Consider the following 2335-nt stretch of genomic DNA (forward strand, 5'->3'; position numbering starts at 1 on the left):
ACCCGGATGCGCTCGATCGACATGATCCGCGTGGCCCCCGCCTATGCCGCCAACCTGCCAGAACTGTTCTCGGTCGAATGCTGGGGCGGCGCGACGTTCGATGTCGCCTATCGCTTCTTGCAGGAATGCCCATGGCAGCGCCTGCGCGACCTGCGTGCAGCAATGCCCAATGTGATGACACAGATGCTGCTGCGCGCCTCAAACGGCGTCGGCTACACCAACTACCCCGATAATGTCGTGCAAAGTTTCGTTGCCCAGTCGGCGAAATCCGGGGTGGATATCTTCCGCGTCTTCGACCCGTTGAACTGGGCCGAAAACATGCGTGTCGCGATGGATGCTGTGATCGCGGCCGACAAGGTGCTCGAGGCGTCGATCTGCTACACCGGCGACATGCTGGACCCGGCCCGGTCGAAATATGACCTGAAATACTACGTCGGCATGGCCAAGGAACTCGAGGCGTCGGGGGCTCATATCCTCGGCCTCAAGGACATGGCGGGCCTTCTGAAACCCGCCGCCGCCCGCGTGCTTTTCAAGGCACTGAAAGAAGAGGTCGGCCTGCCGATCCACTTCCACACCCATGACACCGCCGGCATTGCCTGCGCCACCATCCTTGCCGCCTCCGAGGCAGGGGTCGATGCTGTCGACGCGGCGATGGACTCGCTCTCGGGCAACACCTCGCAGCCGACGCTCGGCACACTTGTCGAAGCCCTCTCGCAGACCGATCGCAGCACCGGGCTCGATATCGGTGCGATCCGCGAGATCTCCAACTACTGGGAACAGGTCCGCGCCCATTACGCCGCCTTTGAATCCGGGTTGCAGGCCCCCTCGTCCGAGGTCTACCTGCACGAAATGCCCGGTGGCCAGTTCACCAACCTCAAGGCGCAGGCGCGGTCCCTTGGCCTTGAAGACCGCTGGCACGAGGTCGCCCAGACCTATCACGACGTCAACCAGATGTTCGGCGATATCGTCAAAGTGACGCCTACCTCCAAGGTCGTCGGCGACATGGCGCTGATGATGGTCAGTCAGGGCCTCACCCGTGCCGATGTCGAAAACCCGGATATCGAGGTTTCATTTCCCGACAGCGTCATCGACATGATGCACGGCAATCTCGGCCAGCCCCCGGGCGGCTGGCCCAAGGCCATCCAGAAAAAGGTCCTGAAGGGCGACAAACCGTTGTCCGAACGCCCCGGCAAGGCCCTGCCCCCGGTCGATCTGGAAGCGACGCGGGCCGAACTGTCGAAAACGCTCGAAGGCTTCAAGGTCGACGACGAGGATCTGAACGGCTACCTGATGTATCCCAAGGTGTTCCTCGATTACATGGGTCGCCACCGCACCTATGGCCCCGTGCGCACGCTGCCGACACGCACTTTCTTCTACGGCATGGAGCCCAGCGAAGAGATCACGGCAGAAATCGACCCCGGAAAGACGCTCGAAATCCGCTGCCAGGCGATCGGCGAAACCAATGCCGAAGGCGAGGCCAAGGTGTTCTTCGAACTCAACGGCCAGCCGCGCCTGATCCGGGTTCCCAACCGCCGGGTCAAATCCACCGCCGTGGTGCGCCCCAAGGCTGAAGCCGGCAATCCCAACCATATCGGCGCGCCGATGCCGGGCGTCGTTGCGACCGTCGCCGCGAAGCCGGGGATGAAGGTCAAGCAGGGCGACCTCTTGCTCACCATCGAGGCGATGAAGATGGAAACCGGGCTGCATGCCGACCGCGACGCCACCGTCAAGGCCGTCCACGTCACGCCGGGCGCGCAGATCGACGCCAAGGACTTGCTGATAGAACTGGACTGATCAGGCACGGGAGCTAACTTTGCCCGGCAATCAAAGGACTCCCGAACCATGCTCCACATCAGCCCAATCTACGCCGGTCTGCTCGGGTTGCTTTTCATCGGTCTCAGTGCCCGCGTTATCAGGGGGCGGTACAACCATCATGTTTCCGTGGGCGACGGCGAAAACAAGGACCTGATCAAGCGGATACGGGTGCAGGCCAACTGCGCCGAATATGCGCCAATCGGAGTGATCCTGCTGACGATCGCAGAGCTTCAGGGCCTGTCCCCTGCGGTTCTTCACCTGCTCGGCCTCGGTCTCGTTGCCGGTCGGGTGATGCATGCGGTCGGGTTCGGACGCACGCCCCAATTTCCACCATTTCGGATCGGCGGTATGGTCCTGACCATGGCAATGATCACAGTCTCCGCCGTCCTCGTAATCTTCACGGCCCTGAACTGACACATCGCACTCAGCGTCCCGACAAACAAAAACGGGCGCCGAAGCGCCCGTTTTCGATCTTCAATCCTTTGGGAATCAGGCCTTGCGGCGGCGTCCCACCATGCCC

General features: G+C 62.1%; 2 protein-coding genes. Both read left to right on the forward strand.

The genetic code is table 11. The features are described from left to right. The coding region (locus tag WBB85_RS08020) for a pyruvate carboxylase subunit B (protein ID WP_432638098.1) at positions 1 to 1794 on the forward strand (1794 nt) is incomplete at its 5' end. A gap of 48 nt (positions 1795 to 1842) precedes the next feature. After that, positions 1843 to 2229 (forward strand): MAPEG family protein, encoded by a 387-nt coding sequence (locus tag WBB85_RS08025; protein WP_432638099.1) that lies wholly within the window; start codon positions 1843 to 1845, stop codon positions 2227 to 2229. Positions 2230 to 2335 lie beyond the last annotated feature (106 nt).

It is taken from the genome of Albidovulum sp., assembly GCF_049646345.1.
GTDB lineage: Bacteria > Pseudomonadota > Alphaproteobacteria > Rhodobacterales > Rhodobacteraceae > Albidovulum.

What these genes read in the sequence shown, in the direction of transcription:
- WBB85_RS08025 (WP_432638099.1), top strand. Translation starts at nt 1,843, where the DNA reads ATGCTCCACATCAGCCCAATCTACGCCGGTCTGCTCGGGTTGCTTTTC.